This window comes from Bordetella sp. (genome assembly GCF_057362025.1).
Genome location: NZ_JBMQQZ010000080.1, coordinates 65,313 through 87,091, shown reverse-complemented (window position 1 = coordinate 87,091; position 21,779 = coordinate 65,313). Strand labels below are relative to the sequence as shown.

Sequence of the window (21,779 nt, the reverse complement as noted above, 5' to 3'; positions counted from 1 at the left end):
GCGCGCCTTATTGGCGCGGCGCGGCCGTGGATGGGGATTGCGTCGCGGACGCCGACGGGGACGCCGGGGCGGCGGGCGCTGCGGCACCCGGAACATTCGCGTCCGCCTGCGGCATGAGCGGCGCGTCCACATTGCCGTCCCAGCCGCCACCCAGCGCGGCGATCAGCTGCACGCTGGCGACCAGCCGGTTGCCCATCAGGGATATCGCCTGGCGCTCGGAACTCAACGCGGTGTTCTCCAGCACCGCCACGCTCAGGTAATCCACGATGCCTTCCTTGTACTGGTTGCGCGTCAGCTCCAGCGACTCGCGCGCGGCCTCCAGCGCGCGCCGCTGCACCTGCTGCTCGCGGTCGTATACGCGCAGCTGGATCATGGTGTCCTCGACCTCGCGCAGCGCTCCCAGCACGACCTGCCGGTAGGCGGCCGCCTGCGAGTCATACGCGGCACGCGCGGATTCGACCTGGGACGCGCGCAGGCCGCCGTCGAACAGGGTCTGCGCCAGGGCCGGGCCGATGGACCAGAAGCGCGCCGGCGCCGTCAGCCATTGGGCGAATTGGCCGCTGCGGAATCCGCCGTCGGCACTCAGCGTCAGGTCGGGAAACCAGGCAGCCTGCGCCACGCCGATCTGCGCATTGGCCTGCGCGGTGCGGCGTTCCGCGCCGGCGACATCGGGGCGGCGCTCCAGCAACTGCGAGGGCAGGCCTACCGGGATGGCGGGCACTTTCTGCGTAAAAGGCGCGGGGGCAATCGAAAATTTCGAGGGCGGCTCGCCGATCAGCACCGCGATGGCATGTTCGAACTGGCCGCGCTGCCATTCCAGGTCCACCCATTGCGCGCGCGTGTTCTCAAGCTGGGTGCGCGCCACGGCCACATCGGATTTCGCCGCCACGCCCGCGTTGTAGCGATTGATGGTCAGCTGCAGCGAGCGTTCGTTGGTCTCCACCGTCTCGCGCAGCAGCCGTTCCTGTTCGTCCAGCACGCGCAGCTGGAAGTAATCCTGCGCCAGCGTGCTTTGCGCGCTCAGGCGGGCGGCGGCGAGGTCCGCCGCGCTGGCCTGCGCGCCGGCCCGGCTGGCCTCCACGGAACGCCGGACGGATCCCCACAGGTCGGCTTCCCAGCTGACCGTGCCGCTGAGCGAATAGGTGTTGCCCACGGTGCCGTTGCCCGATGAAGCGCCCGTCCCACCCCCGGATCGCGTGACGCCGGCGCCCGCGCCGACGGTCGGGAAAAATGCCGACCGCGCACCGCGCACCAGCGCCTGGGCCTGGCGGTAGTTCGCCTCGGCCTGCGCGATATCCAGATTGGCGGCGTCCAGCCGGCGCATCAGATCGTCCAGCAGCGGGTCCTGATAGACCTGCCACCAGGCGCCGCGGTCGGCCAGTTCGTTGGGCCGTGCCGGTTTCCAGCCCGGCGTATCGTCCTGGCCTTCCTTGAACTGCGTGCCGACGTCCATCGCGGGGCGGACATAATCCGGGCCCACCGCGCAGGCGCCCAAGGCGCCGCACAGGGCCATCACCGAAAGCAGTCGCGCCAGCGCGGCGGGCGGGCAGGGTTCGAACGAGCGGGTCATGAATAATCCGTGGAAGGCGCGACGGCGCGCGCGGCGCGGCGGCGCCGCGCCCAGTGGCGCAGGCGATCCAGATAGAGATAAACGACGGGCGTGGTGTACAGCGTCAGCACCTGGCTGACGAACAGGCCGCCGACGATGGTAATGCCCAGGGGCTGGCGCAGCTCCGCCCCGGTCCCGGTGGCCAGCACCAGCGGGATCGCGCCCATGATCGCCGCCAGCGTGGTCATCATGATGGGCCGGAAGCGCGTGACGCAGGCCTCGAAGATCGCTTCCCGCGGTGCCAGGCCCCGCCCGCGTTCGGCCGCCAGGGCGAAGTCGACCATCATGATGGCGTTCTTCTTGACGATGCCGATCAGCAGGAAGACGCCGATCAGCGCGATCACGGTGAACTGGCTGCGCATCAGCATCAGCGCCAGCAGGGCGCCGATCCCGGCGGACGGCAGCGTGGAAAGGATGGTAAAGGGATGCACGAAGCTTTCGTACAGGATGCCCAGCACGATATACATGGTGACCAGCGCGGCCAGGATCAGCCAGGGCTGCTGCTGCAGGGTCTGCTGCGCGGCCGCGGCCGTGCCCTGGAAGCTGGCCTGGATCTGGTCCGTCGGCAGGCCGATGCGCGCCACCGCGGCGTCCACCGCATCGCTGGCCTGCCCCAGCGATACGCCGGGCGCCAGGCTGAACGAAATCGTATCGGCGACGAACAGCCCCTGGTGCTGCACGCTCAGCGGCGCGCTGCCGACTTCGAACGAGGCGAACGAGGCCAGCGGCACGCGCGCGCCGCTGGCGCTGACCACATCGACGTTGCGCAGCGATTGCGCGTCGCGCGCGAAACTCTGCGGGACACCCAGTATTACGTGGTACTGGTTCAGCGGGCCGTACATAACGGACACCTGGCGCTGGCTGAAGGAGTTGTTCAGCACGGCGGAGATATCCGACATGCTCACCCCGAGCCGGGTGGCGGCTTCCCTATCGATCACCAGGTTGACCTGCTGGCCCTTGTCCTCGACGTCGGTATCGACATCCACCAGTTCCGGTAGCCTGGCCAGCGCCTGCTGCACGCGCGGCATCCAGGTCCGCAGCGTCGACAGGTCGCTGGCCATCAGAGCGTAGTCGTACGAGCCCGTGCTGCTGGCCCGGCCGCCGATGCGGATGTCCTGCTGCGCCACCAGGAACATGCGCGCGCCGGGAATGCTTTGCAGGCGTCCGCGCAGGCGTTCGATCACCACCTCCGCCGATACGCCGCGTTGGGCCAGCGGCTTGAGCTGGATCTGCATGAAACTGCTATTGCTGCCGCCGCGCCCGCCGGCGTAGCCGGTCATGCTCTGCACCGCGGGATCGGACAGCACGATCCTGCGCATGTATTCCAGCTTGGGCACCGTCGCCTGGAACGACGTGCCCTGGTCGACACGGAAGAATCCCAGCAACTGACCGGTATCCTGGTTCGGGAAAAATCCCTTGGGCACGATGATGTACAGGTAGACGTTCAGGCACACGGTCAGCAGCAGGACCACCATGACCAGCGGGCCGTGGTTCAGCGTCCAGCGCAGCGAGCGGGAATAGCCGTCGCTCAGGCGCTGGAAGCCGCGTTCCGACCACGCCCCCAGCCGGGCGAACAGCGCCCGGCGGCTTTCCGACGACGGCTCCTCGTCGCGCGCGCGCAGCATCCGGCCGCACATCATCGGTGTCAGGGTCAGCGACGTCACCAGCGATACCAGGATGGCCGCCGACAGCGTCACGGCGAATTCGCGGAAAAAGCGCCCCACCACCCCGCCCATCAATAGGATGGGTATGAACACCGCCACCAGCGACAGGCTCATCGACAGCACCGTGAAGCCGACCTCGCGCGCGCCGCGCATGGCCGCGCGCACCGGCGACATGCCTCTTTCGATGTAGCGCATGATGTTCTCGAGCACCACGATGGCATCGTCGACGACGAAGCCCGTGGCGACGATCAGCGCCATTAGCGAGATGGTGTTCAGCGTATAGCCGCACAGGTACATGATGCTGAAGGTGCCTATCAGCGACACCGGCACCGCCACGCAGGGGATCAGCGCCGCGCGCAGGCGGCGCAGGAAAACCAGCACCACGACCATGACCAGGCCCACCGCGATGATGAGCGTCATCTCGGCTTCGTGCAGCGACGCCCGGATGCTGGGGCTGCGGTCCTGGGCCACCGCCAGCTGCACGCCGCCGGGCATCTGCGCCTGCAGCTGCGGCAGTTCCTCGCGCAGCGAATCGACGACCTGGATGATGTTGGCGGCAGCCTCGCGCCGCACGATCAGCAGGATGGCCTTGCGTTCGTTGTAGAAGCCGGTCTGGAACAGGTCCTCGACCGAGTCCTCGACCGTGGCCACGTCGGACAGCCGCACGGGCGCACCGTCGCGCCAAGCCACAATGAGCGGGCGGTACTGCGCCGCCTTGCTCAGCTGGTCGCTGGCCATGATGGTCCATTGGTATTGGCCGCTATCGATAAAGCCCTTGGGCCGGTTGGCGTTGGCGTTGGACAGCGCCGTGCGCACCTCGTCCAGCGACACCCCGCGGCTGGTCAGCGCGCCGGGCAGCACCTCCACCCGCACCGCGGGCAGCGAGCTGCCGCCCACCGTCACGTCGCCCACGCCGTTCACCTGCGACAGCTTTTGCGCCACGATGGTGGAGGCCAGGTCGTAGAGCTCGCCCTGCGTGTGCGTGTCCGAGGTCAGCGCCAGCGTCATGATGGGCGCGGCCGACGGATTCGCCTTGCGATAGGTGGGGTTGCTTTTCAGGCCGCTGGGCAGCAGCGTGCGCGAGGCATTGATGGCCGCCTGCACGTCGCGCGCGGCGCCGTCGATGTCGCGGCCAAGGTCGAATTGCAGCGTGATGCGCGTGGAGCCCTGCGTGCTGCTGGACGTCATCTCGGTCACGCCGGCGATGGCGCCCAATGCGCGCTCCAGCGGGGTTGCCACGCTGGAAGCCATGGTTTCGGGGCTGGCCCCGGGCAGGCTGGCCGTGACGGAGATGGTCGGGATATCCACCTGCGGCAGCGGCGCGACCGCCAGCAGGCGGAAGGCCAGCGAGCCCGCCAGCACCACCGCCAGGGATAGCAGCGTGGTGGCCACCGGCCGCACGATGAAGGGCGCCGACAGGATCATCGCGGCGCCTCCGCCCGTCCGCCGCGGCGGCGCACGGCCCAGCGGTGCGACAACCGGTCGAACATCAGGTAGATGACAGGGGTGGTGAACAGCGTCAGGACCTGGCTGACCAGCAGCCCCCCCACCATGACCAGGCCCAACGGCTGGCGCAGCTCCGAGCCCGTGCCGGTGGACAGCATCAGCGGCACCGCGCCGAACAGCGCCGCCAGGGTGGTCATCAGGATGGGCCGGAAGCGCAGCAGCGCCGCCTCATGGATGGCCTCGCGTGGCGGCAGGCCGCGCTTGCGCTCGGCCTCCAGGGCGAAGTCGATCATCATGATGGCGTTTTTCTTCACGATGCCGATCAGCAGGATGATGCCGATGATGCCGATCATGTCCAGTTCGGTGCGCGTGATCAGCAGCGCCAGCAGCGCCCCCACACCGGCCGAAGGCAGCGTCGACAGGATGGTCACCGGATGGATGAAGCTTTCGTACAGCACGCCCAGCACGATATACATGGTGACGATGGCGGCCAGGATCAGCCAGAGCGTGCTGGTCAGCGAATTCTGGAACGCCTGGGCCGCGCCCTGGAAGCGCGTCTCGATGCCTGCGGGCACGCCCATATCCTGTTCCGCGGCATGAATCGCGGTCACCGCATCCGACAGCGAGGCACCCGGCGCCAGATTGAACGACACGGTCACCATGGGGAACTGGTCCAGGCGGTTGATCGCCAGCACCGTACTGGATTCGCTGATGCGCGCGATGCTGGACAGCGGCACCTGCGAGCCACTGGACGTCGGCACGTAGATTTGCGACAAGGAATCGGGTCCGCGGCTGAACTGCGGCTGCACCTCCAGCACCACCCGGTACTGGGCGGACTGCGTGAAGATCGTGGAGATCAGCCGCTGGCCGAATGCGTTGTACAAGGCCTCGTCGATGACGGCGGCCGTAATGCCCAGCCGGGACGCCGCATCGCGGTCGATGTCGATGTAGGTCTCCAGGCCTTCATCCTGCAGATCGTCGGTCACATCGGCCAGCTGCGGCAGCTGGCGCAGCCGGTCCACGACACGCGGCGTCCACGCGCTGAGCAGCTTCAGGTCCGGATTCGACAGCGTCAGCTGGTACTGCGTGCGGCTGATACGGTCCTCGATGGTCAGGTCCTGCACCGGCTGCATATAGACGGTCATGCCTTGCATCCCCGCCAGCGCGTGGCGCAGCCGCGCCAGCACTTCCGTCATCGATCCGTTGCGCTCGCCCCGCGGCTTCAGCGCGATCTGGATGCGCCCGGCGCTTAGCGTGGCGTTGCTGCCGTCGACGCCGATGAACGACGACACGGTCTGCACGTCGGGATCGGCCAGGATGATGCGCGCGGCCTCCTGCTGGCGCTCCGCCATGGCCGGGAAGGAAATGGTCTGCGACGCCTGCGTAATCGCCTGGATGAGCCCGGTGTCCTGGGACGGGAAGAAGCCTTTGGGCACGACGGTATACAGCAGGACGGTCAGGGCGAACGTCGCCAGCGCCACCAGCAGCGTCAGCGGCTGATGGTCCAGCACGACCCGCAACATGCGGTCGTAGCCGGCGATGGTCCGGTCGATCAGCGAACCTGTCCACTCGTGGAAACGGCCATGATGGGCAACCCGCTGTCCGGGCTCGGGCACCACGGTTTCGGCTTCGGCGCCCGGCAGGGGGCGGCCGGCCGCGTCGCGGCGCACACGCCTGCCTTCCTGGCGCAGCAGCCGCGCGCACATCATGGGCGTCAGCGTCAGCGACACCAGCAGGGAAATCAGGATGGATACCGCGAGCGTGATGGCGAATTCGCGAAACAGCCGCCCCACCACTTCCGTCATGAACAGCAGCGGGATCAATACCGCGATCAGCGAGAACGTCAGCGAAATAAGCGTGAAGCCGATCTGCCCGGCGCCCTTGAGCGCCGCCTGCAAAGGCGTTTCGCCTTCCTCGAGGTGGCGCGCAATGTTCTCGATCATCACGATCGCATCGTCCACCACGAAGCCCGTGGCGATCGTCAGCGCCATCAGGGTCAGATTGTTGATGCTGAAACCGGCCAGGTACATGACCCCGAAAGTGCCGATCAGCGACAGCGGCACCACCACACTGGGGATCAGCGTCGCCGTCACGCTGCGCAGGAACAGGAAGGTCACCATCACCACCAGCGCCACGGAGAGCAGCAATTCGAAGCGCACGTCGGCGATCGAATCGCGTATGGTTTGCGTGCGGTCGGCCACCACGGTGACGTCCAGCGTCGCCGGCAGCGATGCACGCAACTGCGGCAGCAGCGCATTGATGCGATCGACGACGTCGATGACGTTCGCGCCAGGCTGGCGCTGCACGTTCAGCAGCACCGCCGGCTTGTCGCCCGCCCATGCGGCCTGGCGCACATCCTCGGCGCCCTGCACCGCCTTGGCGACGTCGGACAGGCGCACCGGCGCGTTGTTGCGGTAGGCGATGATCAGGTCGTTGTAGTCCGTGGGCGCCTTCAGCTGGTCGTTCGCGTTGATGGTCGTCGAACGCCGCGGGCCGTCCAGGTTGCCCTTGGGTTGATTGACGTTGGCCGCGACGATGGCGGTCCGCAGGTCAGACATCGATAGCCCGTTGGCCGCCAGCGCCTGCGGATTGACCTGCACGCGCACCGCGGGACGCTGGCCGCCCGCGATACTGACCAGGCCCACGCCGGGAATCTGCGACAGCTTCTGGGCCATGCGGGTATCGATCAGGTCGCGAACCTGCGGCAGCGGCATGGTCGGCGAGGTGATGCCCAGCGTCAGCACCGGCGCATCCGCCGGATTGACCTTGTTATAGGTCGGCGGCAGCGGCAGGTCCGTCGGCAGCAGATTGGACGCGGCGTTGATGGCCGCCTGCACCTCCTGTTCGGCCACGTCCAGCGAGATATCCAGCGTGAACTGCAGGGTGATGACCGATGCGCCGCCCGAACTCGTGGAGGACATCTGGTTCAGGCCCGGCATCTGTCCGAACTGCCGCTCCAGGGGGGATGTGACCAGCGAAGTCATCACATCCGGGCTGGCGCCGGGATAGAGCGTGACGACCTGGATCGTGGGGTAATCGACTTCCGGCAGTGCCGCGACCGGCAACAGGCGATAGGCGATCAGCCCCGCGATCAGGATGGCCACCATCGAAAGAGTGGTCGCGACGGGCCGCAGGATGAAAAGGCGCGACGGGCTCACGGCGCGGTCCGCGCTGGCGCGCTTGGGGTGGCGGTAGCCGGTCCCGCGCCCAGCGACGCGCCGGGCGTGGGCGGCGTGACGTCGGCGGCATCGGTCACCACCTCGACCCTGGCGCCGGCCCGCAGGCGGTCAGTGCCTTCGGTGACGACGCGGTCGCCCGGCTTGAGTCCGTCGTTCACGACCACCAGATCGCCGCTGACGGGGCCCAGCTTCAGCTGTCGCACGACCACGGTATTGTCCGGCTGCGCCACGAATACGAACGGTCCCTGCGACCCGCGCTGCACCGCACCGTTGGGAATCACCGTCATGCCCTTGCGCGTTTCGACCAGCAGCTGGATGTTGACGAACTGGTTGGGGAAAAGCGCATCGTCGGCGTTGTCGAAGCGCGCCTTCAACTTGACGGTACCCGTGCTGACGTCGATCTGGTTGTCAAGGGTTTCCAGCACGCCGGTCGCCAGGCGCTTGGTATTGGCGCGGTCCCAGGCATCGACACGCAGCGTCCTGCCTTGCCGCAGCTGGTCGCGCACCTCGGGCAGCTGCGTTTCGGGCAGCGTGAAAATCACGGCGATGGGCTGGGTCTGGGTGATCACCACCAACCCCGTGGTATCGCCGGAGGACACCAGATTGCCGGGATCGACCTGGCGCAGGCCCAGGCGCCCGTCGATGGGCGCGGTGATGCGCGCGAAGGTCAATTGCAGGCGCGCGTTATCCACATTCGCCTGGTCGGTTTTCAGCGTGCCCTCGAACTGGCGGACCAGCGCGGCCTGGGTATCCACCTGCTGCCTGGCGATGGAATCCTGCTTGAACAGCGCCTGATAGCGCGCCAGGTCGCGCCGCGCGTTCTCCAGCTGCGCCTGGTTCTGCTGTTGCGTCCCCAGCGCCTGCTGCAATTGCACGTTGAAAGGACGCGGGTCCACCTGCGCCAACACGTCGCCCGCCTTGACGTGCTGCCCTTCCTTGAAATTGACCTGCACCAGTTCGCCATCGACGCGGCTGCGTACCGTGACGGTGTTGTAGGCGGTGACCGTCCCGAGGGCAGGCAGCGAAATATCCACGTCCTTGACGGCGGCGGCATAGACGCGCACCGGCACCGGCGGCTCGGCCATGGCGCCTGGCGCGCCGCCGGGCCGATGGCGCGACCCGCCGGCCCCGCCACCGGCGGCCGCCCCCGTTCGATGGCCGGCGGCGCCCACGCGGGCCTGTCCGCCCGGCTCGACGCCGACCTTGGGCCGGAATACCAGCCAGGCGATGCCGGCCAGGACGATGATCGCGACGATCCACGCGACAAGGCGCCGGCGAGACCGGGGAGCAGGGGAAACGGATGGACGATCGGACATGGGGGCCAAAGGGGGACGCTACCGGGACCCGCTATTGTCCATCAGACAACTCCGGTTTTATAGCAAGGCCACGGCGTTTGAAATCCGCCGCAACAGGTATCCCGCCCGGGCGTTCAGCTTCGGCGGACGCGGGGCCGCAGCCGGAGGGCGGCAGGCGGGGTGTTTCAGGCGAGGGGACGGTGGGGCGGATGGCAGGCGGGCGGCTGGCCGCTCACGCGCAGAGGGACATTTCGAAACGCATGTCGCGCGCAACCTGCTGCGGCTTGAGCTCCCCGTCCTGGACGGAAAACCGTATCCAGATCATGTACTTATTAGCACTGATCTCGGGAAAGATCCCGCTTTCGCCATCGACCCACACGCGCAGCAGCTGGTGCGTCTTGCCTGCCAGCATCTGCTGGTAGGTCCCCTGTTCGGCCACGGCCTGGACCCGCCGGCCGGATTCGCGCAGCAGCCGCAAACCGATCTGCAGCCCCTCGTGCAGGGGCACCAAGGGTTCTATCCAGGATTGCAGGTCTGCGCAGCGCACGGCTTCGGGCTTCTGCTGCCAGGCGTAATACGACGGCATTTCGATCTGGGTACCGCCGCCGGGCACGGCCAGGCGTCCGCGCAGGCTGACCAGCCATTCGTTTTCCCGCAGCGGCTGGCCGGTCTTGCCCTGGCTGACCAGGGACGTGCTGGTCTTTTCCATATCGCGCAGCATGCCTTCCAGCGCATCCTGCGCCACGCCGGGGTGATCGCGCAGCGCCACCAGCTGCAGCCGCTGCCGTTCGATATCCTGCAGGACCGAGCTCTTCACATCCGTGCGTTCGATGGCGTCGAGGATGTCGAAAATGGTGCCGACGGCGATCTGGTGATTCTTGGGATCACCCGGGCGCGCGAAGAAGAACAGCCGGTCGAAGAGATATTCCAGCCGCAGATACGCCCGGATACGCTCATTGAAGGGATATTCGTAAAGGATCACGCTGGATACAGGCCCGTCGTAAAACCGGTCGCAACCGAAGTCGCGCCGAAGTTGTCATGGATGCCGGCCGCGATCACGCGGCGTGGCCCGATGCCGACGCCAGGGCGCACCACCTGTCGTGCAGTGCTCTCGTCCGCGCGCACAGCGTTTGAGCGGACGTGGCGCCGTCATTCAAAATAACGTCGTGCGCAGCGGCCAGACGGGTATCCCGCGCGGCCTGTGCCGCCATAATACGCTGTATGGTGTCGGCCGTCAGCCCGCTGCGCGACTGCACGCGGCGTATCTGGGTGTCGGGGTCGCAATCCACCACGCACACCCGATCCACCCGCTGCGTCCAGCGTCCCGATTCGATGAGCAGCGGCACCACGAACACCACGTAACATCCCGTCGCGCGCGCGCCCGCATCCAGCGCCTCGCGCGATATCAAGGGGTGCAGGATCGCCTCCAGAGCCACACGGGCCTGCGGTTCGGCGAACACCTTCGCGCGCATCCAGTCGCGATCCATCGCACCGTCAGGCCCCGCCGCCTGCGGGCCGAATTCCCGCACGATCGCGGGCATGGCGGCGCCGCCGGCCGCGGTCAGGCAGCGCGAGATCTCGTCGGTGTCGATGACCGTGGCGCCCCACGAGGCGAGCAGATCGGCGACGCGGCTTTTGCCGGAGCCGATACCGCCCGTCAGCCCGATAATCAGGCGCGGCGTTTCGCTTTGCATGGTCCTCCCCCTGCCCTATCCCAGCGGTGGACGGGCCATCAGAAGCCCAACGATACCAGCCAGCGCCAGATAGGGGCCGAAGGGCTGCGGCTGGTCGCGGCCGATGCGGCGCGTCAGTATCAGCGCCAGCCCGACCGCGACACCGGCCAGCGAGGCAAGCAGCAACAGCAGGGGCAGTGCCCCCAGCCCCAGCCAGGCACCCAACGCGGCCAGCAATTTGAAATCCCCATACCCCATGCCTTCGCGGCCGGTGGCCCAGAGGAAGGCGTGATGCAGCCCGCGCAGGAACAGATAGCCCACGGCGGCGCCGAGGATGGATTCGACGGGCGAGGCAAATACGCCAAGCGTATTGACAAGCAGGCCGGCCCAGATCAGCGGCAAGGTGATGGCGTCGGGCAGCAGCCCGGTTTCCGCGTCGATCCAGGCCATCGCCACCAGCGAGGCGGCCAGGACCATCGCACACGCCGCCGCCAGGCCAGGTCCGTAATGCCAGGCACACAGCCCGAACAGCACCGCCGTCATCAACTCGATCGAGGGATAGCGCCAGCCGATACGCGCGCCACACACGCCGCAGCGGCCGCGCAGGCACAGCCATCCCAGCAGGGGAATCCGCCGCCATCCGCGGATGGCGGCGCCGCACGCCGGACAATGGCTGGACGGCCGCCACAGGCGGGGACGCACGGCGGCCTGGCCCTGTCCGGCTTCGCCCTCGAACGGCGGCTCGGCCCAATCGTATTCCAGGATGCGGGGCAGGCGATGCACCACCGTGGTCAGCCAACTGCCGATCGCCAGGCCCAGTATGGCGGCAAGCAGGATGGCGGCATGGGGATCGAGAGACACGAATGAATATCCATGGAGGAAGGCGACGCGATCATAGCGGCCGCGCTTTACCCTGGCGAGTATCGCGAGCCGGCAGGATTCAACATAAAGGACAACGCGCCGCGCCAAGGCATTCATGCGAGAATTGTGCGCATGTGTTTAATCAGGATACGCTGTCATGCCCGCCCTCTCCACCGCTTGTGAACCCCCGGCCCGGTCCGCGCCGTTTCCACGGATACGCTCGATCGCGGTACTGGCCCTGGCGATGGCCGGCGCGGCCGGCGTGGCGGGCTGCGCGGAGCAGAAACAGGCCGGTTACTACGACCTGCCGCGCGGCAACACCGTCCATGATGCCCAGGTCATGGGCACGGGCGCGGATTACCGGCCCGTGGTGCGTGCCCCCGCGCAATTGCAGATCGACCTGAACCCGCCGACGCCCACCCAGCAGCAACAGATGGAAGCGCAGCGCGCCCGGGCGATCCAGGAAGGCCATACCGCCGAAGACGGGCAGCCCGTGCCGCCGCCCAGCGTGGCGCAGGCCGACACCGCGCCCCAACCCGCGGCGCCGCCCAGCGCGGCGGAGCGCAGCCTGGTGCCGCAGCCGCAAACCTATATGGGCACCCTGCCCTGTTTCGCCGCCGGCATGGAGTGCGAGGCGCAACGCATCACGCTGACGCTGGCGCCCAACGGCCGCTGGCGCGGGCGCTCCGCCTACCTGGATTCGGCGGCGGGCGGCGGCAAACCGATCGCGGAACAGGGCTGCTGGCAAGTCACCGATGAAAAGCCGCCGCGCATTTTCCTGATCGGGCCGGACAACCAGACCCGCGCGGAATTCGTACTGGCCGCCAACAACGTCCTGCGCCTGCGCACCATTGCCGGCGTCACGCCCAGCCTGAACTACACGCTGACGCGCCAGCCGGATCTGGACCCTATCAACGAACTGGCCAAGCAGACGCCTCCCAAATGCCCCTGATGCGGGCGCGCCGGCCATACCGGCGTGGCATGCCCGCCGGGCCTGGCCCTCGCTAGTCATTGCAGCGGGTATGGGGGCACATCCGGCACGCCAGCTCCATCGCATTGCGCACCCCCATCTTGCGGAAGATGCGCGCCCGGTGCGCCTCCGCCGTCCGCGACGAGATATTCAGCTCGATGGCGATGTATTTATTCGATTTGCCGGTAACGAGATACGTCGCGATATCGCGTTCGCGGGGCGTCAATGCCGCCGCGCGTTTTCTTGCGCACCCCTGCGCCTGAACCATGCTGGCCTCCCTGGTGATCGGTGGGCCGGTAGTCTTGCATGGATACCCGGACGCCGAAAGCTGTCAGTTCTGACAGGGTGACGATTTCGTCACGGAACCAGTACAGATGGCGGATTTCCAGAGGGAGAACGCCGGCCGGAGACCGGAGGGTCCCCGCCCGGCGAGGCCGGGAGATCGGACTAATCCGACGCAGCCCCGCCCTACGTTACAACTCCAGGTTATCGATCAAGCGCGTGGCGCCCAGCTTGGCAGCCGCCAGGGCGACCAGCGGTTCGCCCGCGGCCATATCGGCGGCGTCCGGGGCTTTCAGGTCGCGGCGGCGGCGCACGGCGATGTAGTCCACCTTCCAACCACGGCCGGCCAACGCCGCCGTGGCATCCGCTTCCAGCGCGGCGGCATCGCGCTGGCCGCCGGCCAATTGTTGCTGGATCTGCTGCAACTGGGCGTATAAAGCCGGCGCTTCGGCCCGTTCGGCCTCGCCAAGATAGCGATTGCGCGACGACAGGGCCAGGCCGTCCTGTGCGCGTACGGTCTCGTGCGCCAGTACGTCCACGGGCAGCTGGAACTGACGGCACATGGCGCGCACGATCATCAGCTGCTGGTAGTCCTTCTTGCCGAATACCGCCACGCGCGGCTGCACGCAGGAAAACAGCTTCAACACCACGGTGCATACCCCGGTAAAGAAACCGGGGCGGAACTCGCCTTCCAGGATATCCCCCAGGTCATCCGGCGGACGTACGCGGTAGTTCTGCGGCTCCGGGTACATCTCGCGCTCGTCGGGCGCGAACAGCACGTAGACATCGCGCTCGCGCTCGAGCTTTTCGATATCTTCGGCCAGCGTGCGCGGATAGCGGTCGAAATCCTCCGCCGGCCCGAACTGCAGGCGATTGACGAAAATGCTGGCCACGACCGGGTCGCCATGCTGGCGCGCCAGCTTCATCAGCGCCAGGTGGCCTTCGTGCAGGTTGCCCATGGTGGGCACGAAGGACACCCGGTTCTGGCCGCGCAGGTGATCGCGCAGTTCCTGGATGCTGTGTACGACTTTCAAGGATGTCTCCGGGAATAAGCGCACCGCGCGGCGGGCGCCGTAGATCAGGCCGCTTCGGCCGCCACGCTGGTATAAGCCAGCCGCACATAGATGGGCGCGTAAGGCTCTGCCTGCGTAATGTCCAGCAGCGACTCGCGCGCCAGCTCCAGCATGGCGATGAAATGCACCACGACCACGGCGACGGGCGCGCCTTCATCGATGCGCTCCATGAACATTTCGCTGAATTCCATGAACCGCACGTCGCTCAGGCGCCGCAGGATGTGCGTCATGTGGTCGCGCACGGACAGCTGTTCACGCGTGATGTGGTGGTGGGCGTTCAGCTTGGCCCGCTTCATGATGTCCGCCCAGGCCTGGCGCAGGTCCTCGGGCGATACGTCCGGCATGGCGCGCTCGACGCTGAGGTCGGCCACGGCCTGGGCGCGCTGGAAGTCGCGCCCCAGCTGCGGCAGCGCGTCCAGCTTTTGCGCCGCCAGCTTCATCTGCTCGTATTCCAGCAGCCGGCGCACCAGTTCGGCGCGCGGGTCCTCGACCTCTTCGCCGGTATCGCTTTTCCTGACAGGCAGCAGCATGCGCGATTTGATTTCGATCAGCATCGCGGCCATCAGCAGGTATTCGGCGGCCAGCTCCAGGTTGTGCACGCGGATCTGTTCGACGTAGGACAGGTATTGCCGCGTGACATCCGCCATGGGAATGTCCAGCACGTTGAAATTCTGCTTGCGTATCAGGTAGAGCAGCAGATCGAGGGGGCCTTCGAAGGCCTCCAGGAACACTTCCAGCGCGTCGGGCGGGATGTAGAGATCCTGCGGCAGCTGGAACAGCGGCTCGCCGTACAACCGCGCGAAAGCCACGCTATCGACGGTGTCGGGCGTGCTATCCACCGGCGGCTCCACGAGCGCAGCCAGGTCCTTCCCCGGCACGGAAGCGTTCTTCGACATAAGCGAGAAGGGCCCGCTCAGTCGTTCTGATAGACGTAGGGCCTTTGCGGGACACGCGCGGCACGGAAGCCTTCCAGCAGCTCGGGATCCTGCGGCTTATCCCAAAGCAGGCCGCGGCCTTCGCGCTGCCGCTTTTCCACATCGGGATGCGTCTTCTTGAAATCGTTGAGGAAACGGGTGATTTCCGATTCGTAATTGTTGGCCATGGGACCATGCTTGGGGCAGTTGCGTTACCCGGCAGTTTACTTCAGGGCAGCCGAAAGCGCGGCGTTACAATGAGCCGGCACCCCGCCGCCCTCCCCCGACATGCCCACCAAAACGCTGGCCTCCGTCCCCCCGCTCGCCGATCCCGCCGCCTTGCGGGCGGCCAAAATGATTCCCTTCATCGTAGGTTGCGCCCTGTTCATGCAGATGCTGGACGCGACCGTGGTCGCCACCGCGCTGCCCGCCATGGCGGCGTCGCTGGATTCCACGCCGGTGCGGCTGAACGTCGCGATTACCTCCTATCTGCTGGCGGCGGCCGTCTTCGTTCCCGTCAGCGGCTGGGCGGCGGACCGCTTCGGCGCGCGCCGCGTCTTCATCGCCGCCATCGGCCTGTTCACGCTCAGCTCGGTGGCCTGCGCGCTGTCGCAAACGGTCGCGCAACTGGTCCTGTCGCGCGTCGCGCAGGGTATTGCCGGGGCCATGATGGTGCCGGTGGGACGCATCATCCTGCTGCGCACGGTACCTAAGGAAGACCTGCTCAAGGCCATGTCCTTCCTTTCCATTCCGGCCCTGCTGGGGCCGGTTATCGGGCCGCCGCTGGGCGGCTTTCTGGTTACCTATGCATCCTGGCACTGGATCTTCCTGATCAATGTGCCCATGGGCGCGCTGGGCATCGCGTTGATCCTGCGATATATCCAGGAGATCCGCGAAAAGGACGTGCCCGGCCTGGACTGGCTGGGCTTCGTGCTCAGCGGTATCAGCATGGCCACCCTGGTCGGCGGCTTCGAGGCCGTCGGACAGGACGCCGCCGGCAATGCGCACGCCCTGGGCGTGGTGGTGATCGGCCTGCTCAGCGGCTTCTGGTACGTGCATCACTCGCGCAAGGCCGCGCATCCGATCATCGACCTGTCGCTGATGCGCATCCCCACCTTCAAAATCTCGACCCTGGCGGGCAACCTGTGCCGTTTCTCGGTGGGGGCGACGCCCTTCCTGCTGGCCATGCTGCTGCAGGTGGGTTTCGGCCTGACGCCGTTTGCCGCGGGCATGATTACCTTCGCCAGCGCGGCCGGCGCCCTGCTGATGAAATTCGTCGCCACGCCGATCGTGCGCCGCTACGGCTTCCGGCGCGTGCTTACCGTCAACGCGGTGCTGACGGGGGCATTCATCTGCGTATGCGCGTTGTTCCAGCCGGACACGCCCTCGTGGCTGATCATCCTGGTGCTGCTCGTCGGCGGCTTCTTCCGTTCGCTGCAATTCACCGGCGTGAACGCGCTGACCTATGCCGATATCGGCCCGGACAAAATGAGCCGGGCCAGCAGCTTCGCGGCGATGGCGCAACAGCTTGGCGTCAGCCTGGGCGTGGGCGTGGCGGCCGTCACCCTGAATGTCAGCATGGCCCTGCGCGGCTCCGAACGCGCCAGCATCGCCGATATCGTTGCCGGCTTCCTGGTGGTGGGCCTGTTGTGCGCGGCCTCGTTTTTCTCCTTCCGCCGGCTGGATCCGGCGGCCGGCAGTAACCTCAACGGACAGAAGGCGCAGACCAGCGATGAAGAATGAATACATTCTGGCCCTGGACCAGGGTACGACCAGCTCGCGCGCCATCGTGTTCGACCGCGAAGGCCGGGCGCGCGGGGTCGGACAGCGCGAATTCCGCCAGTACTACCCGCATCCCGGCTGGGTCGAGCACGACGCCGGCGAAATCTGGCGCAGCCAGCTGGAGGTTGCGCGCGAGGCCTTGCACAACGCCGGGGCGACCGCCGCCGACGTCGCCGCCATCGGCATCACCAACCAGCGCGAGACCACGCTGATCTGGGACCGCGCCAGCGGCCGCCCGCTGGCGCACGCCATCGTCTGGCAGGACCGGCGCACCGCCGAAGCCTGCGACCGCATGCGGCGCGAAGGCCGCGCCGACTTCCTGCAACAGCGCACCGGCCTGGTGCTGGACGCCTATTTCGCCGGCACCAAGCTGGCCTGGCTGCTGGACAACGTACCGGGCGCGCGCGCCGCGGCCGAACGCGGCGAGATCGCGTTCGGCACCGTCGACACCTGGCTGATCTGGCAATTGACCGGCGGCAAGGTCCACAGCACGGATTGCACCAATGCATCGCGCACGCTGCTGTTCGATATCCATACGCAGGATTGGAGCGACGAGCTCCTGGAATGCCTGAACATTCCCCGCTCGGTGCTGCCCGTGGTGGCCCCCAGCAGCGCAGTGATCGCCGAGACGCTGCCGCAGTGGTTCGGCGGCGCCATTCCCATCGCCGGCGTGGCCGGCGACCAGCAGGCCGCCACCTTCGGCCAGGCCTGCTTCAAGCCCGGCATGGCCAAGAACACCTACGGCACCGGCTGCTTCATGCTGATGAACGTCGGCGACAAGCCGGTGGCCTCGCGCAACCGGCTGCTGTCCACGGTGGGCTGGGGCCTGCCGGCCCCGGCGCAGGATACGGCCGACGCGCAGGTCTTCGCCAGCGGCGGGCCCGCCTGGACGCCCACCTTCATGCTCGAAGGCGGCGTATTCGTGGCCGGCGCGGCCGTGCAGTGGCTGCGCGACGGCCTGGGCATCATTCAGCGCTCGGAAGACGTCGAAGCGCTGGCCGGCAGCGTGGCCGACACGGACGACGTGTTCCTGGTGCCCGCCTTCGCCGGCCTGGGCGCGCCGCACTGGGACCCCTACGCGCGCGGCACCCTGGTCGGCCTGACGCGCGGCACCACCCGCGCCCATATCGCGCGCGCCACCCTGGAGTCGATCGCCCTGCAAAGCGCCGAACTGCTGACGGCCATGAAGGCCGACTGCGGCATAGACCTGTCCGAACTGCGCGTCGACGGCGGCGCGGCCCGCAACGATCTGCTGATGCAAATGCAGGCCGACCTGCTCGGCGTACCCGTCGTGCGGCCGCGCGTCTCGGAATCGACCGCGCGCGGCGCGGCGGGTCTGGCCGGCCTGGCGGTAGATTTCTGGGCCGACATGGACGCCTTCGCCGCGCAGTGGCAGGCGGAACGGCGCTTCGAGCCCACCTGGTCCGCCGACCAGCGCGAGGCACGCCTGCGCCGCTGGGGCCAGGCGGTCGAATTATCCAAGGGCTGGATGAAGTGACCCCCCCCGAAGCGCTACGCGCTTTCCCCCAGGGGGGCGACGCTGGAGGGATGGCGGAGCCGGACCTCGGTGTCACGGATGATGGGAGTGCTACGCGCGTGGAGGAATTGATATGAATCTTGCCCGCATCGATCTTGTCACGCTCGCGCTGTTCGCTTCGGTCGCGCGGCTGGGCAGCATATCGGCCGGCGCGCGGCAGGCGCGGCTGGCGGTGGGGGCGGCCAGCAAGCGGATTTCCGACCTGGAGGCCGCGCTGGGCTCGCCGCTGCTGTTTCGCAAGGCGGCCGGCGTGGAATTGACGGATGCCGGCCAGGCCTGCCTGGCGCACGCCACCCGCATCCTGCAGGAAGTCGACCAGATGGCGGGCACGCTATCCGATTACGCGCAAGGCGTGCGGGGCCAGGTGCGGATTGCCGCCAACACGTCTTCCATCACGCAATTCCTGCCGGATGACCTGTCGCGCTTCATGACGGAACATCCGGCCGTGCGCATCGACCTGGAAGAACAGAACAGCAGCGAGATCGTCGCCGCCGTCGTCGAGAACCGCGCCGATATCGGCATCTTCGGCGAACACACGCCCGAAGCGGGCCTGCAGACCTTTCCGTACAAGCGCGACGAATTGATGCTGGTCGTGCCCGACAGCCATCCATTGGCCCCGCGCGCCAGCGTGGCCTTCGCCGAAACGCTGGAATACGACTATGTCGGGCTGCCGCCCAGCACATCGCTGGCCAGCCTGCTGGCGCAGGCCTGCACAAGCCTGGATACCGCCATGAAACTGCGCATCCAGGTCCGCAGCTTCGACGCCATCTGCCGCATGGTGGTCGCCACGCGCGGCGTGGGCGTGCTGCCGCGCATCGCGGCCGAACCGCATGCGCGTTCCATGCAGCTGCGACTGATCCCGCTTACCGACGACTGGACGCGGCGCTGGCTGCTATTGGGCGTGCGCGACGTGGACACGCTGACCCTGGCCTCGCGCATGCTGTTGGCACAGCTGCGCGCAGCCGGCTGACCTTCTCATAGCAGGCCCAGCGCCGTCGCCTTCAACGTGGCGGCCGCGCGGGTCGAGCACTCCAGCTTGCGAAAGACGTTTTCGACGTGGGTGCGCACCGTGCTGGGACTTAGCGCCAGCTGGCGCGCGGCTTCCTTGTTGGTGGCACCCAGGCTGATGGCGCGCAGCACATCGCGTTCGCGATGGGTCAGCAAGGCGCTGTCAGCGCGTGGCGCCGCATCGATGCCGGCGCATGCCTTCGGCGAGTCCACGCCGTCGGCGGCATGGATGGAAACCAGCGCCTCGATGACATGGCGGTCGAAGCGTCCGCGATCCGCCTCGTCGCGCAGGCAGGCAGTGGCGGCTTCGTCGGTCATGGCTACGCGCCAGGGCCGCGGCGACCGCAGCGCGACCCAGGCCACCGCCGCCGCCAGGATCTGGGCGGGCAGACCGATGGCCGGTGCGCCGATCGAGCGAAAATAGCCTGAGCCGTCGGCACGCTCATAGGCGTGCGAACCGAGCTCCGCGGCATCCGCCAGCGAACCGGTCTGCCTGCCGGCGCGCGCCGTCCAATAGGGCACCAGTCGCACTTTTTCCCAGGCCTGGGCGGAAAGCGGGCCCGGGGTATTCCAGACGGCGTTCGGTACCGCGGCGCGGCCTATGCCATGTACCAGCCCGGCGCGGTAAACGGCCCGGACGATCTCTTCCCCCGTCCCGAGCCGTTGGGCACAGACAGCGGCCGCCGTCGCGGCCCCGCGCGAAAAGCCCGTCATCCATGGCAGTTTCAGGTCGACGATATCGGCGACCAGTTCCAACGATGCGGGCCGCAGCGAGGCGGGCGTAGGCGGCAAGCCAACAGCCGCATCGCCATCCGCATCGGCTGCCGCAGGATTGCCATCCGCGGCATCGACGGCCGACGCCGGGCCGGATTGGCGCGACCCGTCCCATGCATCGAGCTCCCGCATCCACTCCCCGGCATCGGCCAGGACGATATCCGCCAGGTCGGCCGGATAGGCGCCGCCGGCCCTGCCCCGGATCGTCTCGCGCGCCCGGTCCATGCCATATACGCGGGCCAGTACGTCAAGGTCGCCGGCCAAAGCGACAGCGAAAAGGCCGCGCGGCACCGCCGCACCCGCACGGCCCGCCGGCAGGCCGCCGCCATCCCAGGTTTCGAACGTATTGCGCAGGATCTCCTGCGCGGCGGTGGATAGCCGCAGCATCGCGGCGACCTGGGCCGCTACCTCGCAATGGATTTCCGCCAGGGGACGCAGGGCCGCCGCCGCGACGTGCTGCGCCAGCGGCGCCGACCATCCCGGACGCATCGCCAGCATCGCCTCGCGACTGGCGATGTCATCGCCCAGCACGTTGGCGACGTCCCCCGCATTGGCGGTGCAGCCGGACCATCGCAGCAAGGCCGCCTCCTGCACCGCGTGCCGCTCGTCGACGCCCCACCCCGCCGCGCGCGCGATGCGGCAAGCCAGCCATGCCACGCGTGGCGAGTGGTCCGTCGGCTGTCCCATGCTGAGATCGCCGATGAAGGCCAATGCCCGTATGCCGTCAAAAACCGGGATAGGGTCGCTGCGCGCGTCCATCCGCGAATACTCCGTATCGCCGGCCCCGCAGGCCGCGCGGATCGCGGCCATGGAAGGAATGGGCGAGCATCGGATGTTCATCCGATGCATTTATTCCGGCCCATGCGTCAAGCTGGCGTCTCCTTGAACCGCATCGAGAATAGCATCATGAAAACCCAGTTGAAGAAATCCCTCTCCGCCCTGCTCCTGGGCAGCGCCCTGGCGACCGCGGCCGCGCACGCGGCTCCCCCGCCGCAGGACCTGAAAGGCAAGAATATCGTGCTGGTGCACGGCGCCTTCGCCGACGGTTCCAGCTGGAACAAGGTCATCCCCCTGCTCGAAGCGCACGGCGCCCACGTCGTGGCCGTCCAGAACCCGCTGACCTCGTTGGCCGACGACGCCGCGGCGGCACGTCGCGTCATCGACGCGCAGCAGGGGCCGGTCATCCTGGTCGGACACTCCTGGGGCGGCTCGGTCATCACGGAAGCGGGCAACGACGACAAGGTAAAAGCCCTGGTCTATGTCGCCGCCATCGCGCCGGACAACGGGCAATCGGTCAACGATCTGATGCGGGGCGCGCCCGCCCCCGCATGGGCGCCCGAACTGCGCAAGGATTCCGGCGGCTTCCTGACGCTGTCGACAAATGGAATCCTGCATCAATTCGCGCAGGACCTGCCCGCGGCCTCGGCCCGGGTGCTCGCCGCCACGCAAGGCCCCTGGGCGGCAAGCGCCCTGGACGATAAGGTTTCGACCGCTGCCTGGCACAACAAGCCCTCCGCCTTCGTCGTGACCGACCTCGATCACATGATCGACCCCGCCGCACAGGCCAGGATGGCGGCCGCCATCGGCGCGACGGTCACCCATGTGCGGTCCAGCCATGTCGCCATGCTGAGCCATCCGGCCGCCGTCGCGGCGGCCATCATCGCCGAGGCGAAAAAGGTCGACTGAAGCGGTAGAACGGACCACGTACAGGC

Annotated in this window: 17 protein-coding genes; 5 read left to right on the top strand and 12 right to left on the bottom strand. The window is 67.7% G+C overall.

The genetic code is table 11. The annotated features are described in order from the left end of the window. Window positions 1–7 precede the first annotated feature (7 nt). The 7 genes from ACO1P8_RS16785 to ACO1P8_RS16755 all read right to left on the bottom strand — a co-directional run bounded on the left by ACO1P8_RS16785 (window position 8) and on the right by ACO1P8_RS16755 (window position 11,727). A complete protein-coding gene (locus ACO1P8_RS16785) occupies window positions 8–1,570 on the bottom strand; it encodes an efflux transporter outer membrane subunit (protein WP_486297017.1) in 1,563 nt (520 codons plus the stop codon). Continuing rightward, window positions 1,567–4,698 (bottom strand): multidrug efflux RND transporter permease subunit, encoded by a 3,132-nt coding sequence (locus ACO1P8_RS16780; RefSeq protein ID WP_486297016.1) that lies wholly within the window; start codon window positions 4,696–4,698, stop codon window positions 1,567–1,569. The genes ACO1P8_RS16785 and ACO1P8_RS16780 overlap by 4 nt, the downstream gene beginning before the upstream one ends. Beyond that, window positions 4,695–7,877, bottom strand: coding sequence for an efflux RND transporter permease subunit (locus tag ACO1P8_RS16775; protein WP_486297015.1), 3,183 nt, complete (start codon window positions 7,875–7,877; stop codon window positions 4,695–4,697). The genes ACO1P8_RS16780 and ACO1P8_RS16775 overlap by 4 nt, the downstream gene beginning before the upstream one ends. After that, window positions 7,874–9,214, bottom strand: a complete 1,341-nt coding sequence (locus ACO1P8_RS16770; protein ID WP_486297014.1) for an MdtA/MuxA family multidrug efflux RND transporter periplasmic adaptor subunit — start codon at window positions 9,212–9,214, stop codon at window positions 7,874–7,876. The genes ACO1P8_RS16775 and ACO1P8_RS16770 overlap by 4 nt, the downstream gene beginning before the upstream one ends. Window positions 9,215–9,425: 211 nt before the next feature. Then, window positions 9,426–10,175 (bottom strand): cell division protein ZapD, encoded by a 750-nt coding sequence (gene zapD, locus ACO1P8_RS16765; RefSeq protein ID WP_486297013.1) that lies wholly within the window; start codon window positions 10,173–10,175, stop codon window positions 9,426–9,428. A 73-nt stretch (window positions 10,176–10,248) separates the two neighbouring features. Next, a complete protein-coding gene (gene coaE / locus ACO1P8_RS16760) occupies window positions 10,249–10,887 on the bottom strand; it encodes a dephospho-CoA kinase (protein WP_486297012.1) in 639 nt (212 codons plus the stop codon). A 15-nt stretch (window positions 10,888–10,902) separates the two neighbouring features. Further along, window positions 10,903–11,727 carry a prepilin peptidase gene (locus ACO1P8_RS16755; protein ID WP_486297011.1) on the bottom strand — a complete coding sequence of 275 codons (825 nt, stop codon included), beginning with the start codon at window positions 11,725–11,727 and terminating at the stop codon, window positions 10,903–10,905. A gap of 157 nt (window positions 11,728–11,884) precedes the next feature. Here ACO1P8_RS16755 and ACO1P8_RS16750 point away from each other — a divergent pair, with 157 nt between their 5' ends. Beyond that, window positions 11,885–12,679 carry a copper resistance protein NlpE N-terminal domain-containing protein gene (locus ACO1P8_RS16750; RefSeq protein ID WP_486297010.1) on the top strand — a complete coding sequence of 265 codons (795 nt, stop codon included), beginning with the start codon at window positions 11,885–11,887 and terminating at the stop codon, window positions 12,677–12,679. A gap of 52 nt (window positions 12,680–12,731) precedes the next feature. Here the strand turns inward: ACO1P8_RS16750 and ACO1P8_RS16745 are convergent, their stop codons facing one another. The 4 genes from ACO1P8_RS16745 to ACO1P8_RS16730 form a co-directional block, all read right to left on the bottom strand. Next, the gene (locus ACO1P8_RS16745) at window positions 12,732–12,965 is read right to left on the bottom strand and encodes a response regulator transcription factor (protein ID WP_486297009.1); all 234 of its coding nucleotides are present in this window, start codon (window positions 12,963–12,965) and stop codon (window positions 12,732–12,734) included. A 205-nt stretch (window positions 12,966–13,170) separates the two neighbouring features. Further along, on the bottom strand, window positions 13,171–14,013 hold the full coding sequence (panC, locus tag ACO1P8_RS16740) for a pantoate--beta-alanine ligase (RefSeq protein WP_486297008.1): 843 nt from the start codon (window positions 14,011–14,013) through the stop codon (window positions 13,171–13,173). 44 nt (window positions 14,014–14,057) lie between these two features. Then, window positions 14,058–14,948 carry a segregation and condensation protein A gene (locus ACO1P8_RS16735; RefSeq protein WP_486297007.1) on the bottom strand — a complete coding sequence of 297 codons (891 nt, stop codon included), beginning with the start codon at window positions 14,946–14,948 and terminating at the stop codon, window positions 14,058–14,060. A 17-nt stretch (window positions 14,949–14,965) separates the two neighbouring features. Further along, window positions 14,966–15,154 carry a DUF3460 family protein gene (locus ACO1P8_RS16730; RefSeq protein ID WP_486297006.1) on the bottom strand — a complete coding sequence of 63 codons (189 nt, stop codon included), beginning with the start codon at window positions 15,152–15,154 and terminating at the stop codon, window positions 14,966–14,968. Window positions 15,155–15,320: 166 nt separating this feature from the next. Here ACO1P8_RS16730 and ACO1P8_RS16725 point away from each other — a divergent pair, with 166 nt between their 5' ends. The 3 genes from ACO1P8_RS16725 to ACO1P8_RS16715 all read left to right on the top strand — a co-directional run bounded on the left by ACO1P8_RS16725 (window position 15,321) and on the right by ACO1P8_RS16715 (window position 19,255). After that, window positions 15,321–16,709, top strand: coding sequence for a DHA2 family efflux MFS transporter permease subunit (locus ACO1P8_RS16725; protein ID WP_486297085.1), 1,389 nt, complete (start codon window positions 15,321–15,323; stop codon window positions 16,707–16,709). Next, entirely contained in the window at window positions 16,699–18,246 is a 1,548-nt protein-coding gene (glpK, locus tag ACO1P8_RS16720) for a glycerol kinase GlpK (RefSeq protein WP_486297005.1), read from the top strand. Before ACO1P8_RS16725 ends, glpK begins: the two co-directional genes overlap by 11 nt. Before the next feature lie 112 nt (window positions 18,247–18,358). Then, on the top strand, window positions 18,359–19,255 hold the full coding sequence (locus ACO1P8_RS16715; protein ID WP_486297004.1) for a LysR family transcriptional regulator: 897 nt from the start codon (window positions 18,359–18,361) through the stop codon (window positions 19,253–19,255). 5 nt (window positions 19,256–19,260) lie between these two features. Here the strand turns inward: ACO1P8_RS16715 and ACO1P8_RS16710 are convergent, their stop codons facing one another. Further along, the gene (locus ACO1P8_RS16710) at window positions 19,261–20,826 is read right to left on the bottom strand and encodes an HD domain-containing phosphohydrolase (protein WP_486297084.1); all 1,566 of its coding nucleotides are present in this window, start codon (window positions 20,824–20,826) and stop codon (window positions 19,261–19,263) included. Window positions 20,827–20,973: 147 nt separating this feature from the next. Between ACO1P8_RS16710 and ACO1P8_RS16705 the strand changes: the two genes are divergently transcribed. Further along, the gene (locus ACO1P8_RS16705; RefSeq protein WP_486297003.1) at window positions 20,974–21,753 is read left to right on the top strand and encodes an alpha/beta fold hydrolase; all 780 of its coding nucleotides are present in this window, start codon (window positions 20,974–20,976) and stop codon (window positions 21,751–21,753) included. Window positions 21,754–21,779 lie beyond the last annotated feature (26 nt).

Excerpts from the sequence above, each read along its gene's own strand:
- ACO1P8_RS16715 (WP_486297004.1), top strand. The coding sequence starts at position 18,359 with ATGAATCTTGCCCGCATCGATCTTGTCACGCTCGCGCTGTTCGCTTCG.
- ACO1P8_RS16745 (WP_486297009.1), bottom strand. The coding sequence starts at position 12,965 with ATGGTTCAGGCGCAGGGGTGCGCAAGAAAACGCGCGGCGGCATTGACG.
- coaE (WP_486297012.1), bottom strand. The coding sequence starts at position 10,887 with ATGCAAAGCGAAACGCCGCGCCTGATTATCGGGCTGACGGGCGGTATC.
- ACO1P8_RS16780 (WP_486297016.1), bottom strand. The coding sequence starts at position 4,698 with ATGATCCTGTCGGCGCCCTTCATCGTGCGGCCGGTGGCCACCACGCTG.
- ACO1P8_RS16730 (WP_486297006.1), bottom strand. The coding sequence starts at position 15,154 with ATGGCCAACAATTACGAATCGGAAATCACCCGTTTCCTCAACGATTTC.
- glpK (WP_486297005.1), top strand. The coding sequence starts at position 16,699 with ATGAAGAATGAATACATTCTGGCCCTGGACCAGGGTACGACCAGCTCG.
- ACO1P8_RS16770 (WP_486297014.1), bottom strand. The coding sequence starts at position 9,214 with ATGTCCGATCGTCCATCCGTTTCCCCTGCTCCCCGGTCTCGCCGGCGC.
- ACO1P8_RS16705 (WP_486297003.1), top strand. The coding sequence starts at position 20,974 with ATGAAAACCCAGTTGAAGAAATCCCTCTCCGCCCTGCTCCTGGGCAGC.
- ACO1P8_RS16710 (WP_486297084.1), bottom strand. The coding sequence starts at position 20,826 with ATGGACGCGCGCAGCGACCCTATCCCGGTTTTTGACGGCATACGGGCA.
- ACO1P8_RS16750 (WP_486297010.1), top strand. The coding sequence starts at position 11,885 with ATGCCCGCCCTCTCCACCGCTTGTGAACCCCCGGCCCGGTCCGCGCCG.
- ACO1P8_RS16735 (WP_486297007.1), bottom strand. The coding sequence starts at position 14,948 with ATGTCGAAGAACGCTTCCGTGCCGGGGAAGGACCTGGCTGCGCTCGTG.
- ACO1P8_RS16725 (WP_486297085.1), top strand. The coding sequence starts at position 15,321 with ATGATTCCCTTCATCGTAGGTTGCGCCCTGTTCATGCAGATGCTGGAC.
- ACO1P8_RS16785 (WP_486297017.1), bottom strand. The coding sequence starts at position 1,570 with ATGACCCGCTCGTTCGAACCCTGCCCGCCCGCCGCGCTGGCGCGACTG.